The sequence below is a fragment of the Pseudoalteromonas fuliginea genome, assembly GCF_000690055.1.
Taxonomy (GTDB): domain Bacteria; phylum Pseudomonadota; class Gammaproteobacteria; order Enterobacterales; family Alteromonadaceae; genus Pseudoalteromonas; species Pseudoalteromonas fuliginea.
This window is the reverse complement of record NZ_JJNZ01000225.1, coordinates 1-272: the sequence shown is the minus strand read 5'-3', so window position 1 is coordinate 272 and position 272 is coordinate 1. Positions and strand designations below refer to the sequence as shown.

1 protein-coding gene is annotated in these 272 nt (G+C 36.0%); it reads left to right on the top strand.

Features of this window, described 5'->3' with window-relative positions; translation table 11 throughout:
- Positions 1-272: hypothetical protein (locus DC53_RS22810; RefSeq protein ID WP_033032616.1), on the top strand; the 272-nt coding region annotated here is incomplete at both ends.

Sequence of the window (272 nt, the reverse complement as noted above, 5' to 3'; positions counted from 1 at the left end):
CAACGGTATAGACTATGGAGATTTAGAGAATCAAGAAGCATACAAATCAAAAAACAATGGAGGACCATATCAAGTAGAAGGACCAAACGGAACTACTATACAAGTACCAGAAGGAGCTTATCTTGATTCTGATGGCTACCCAGTAGCTAACTATCAAGATGCAGCTGCTGATCCTGAGAAAGTCGACCAAAAGAAATTTAACTGGTTAGAGTACTACAAAGTTAAATTCAAAGCTGATTGGTATACTAGATTATATGATAAATTAGTACTTC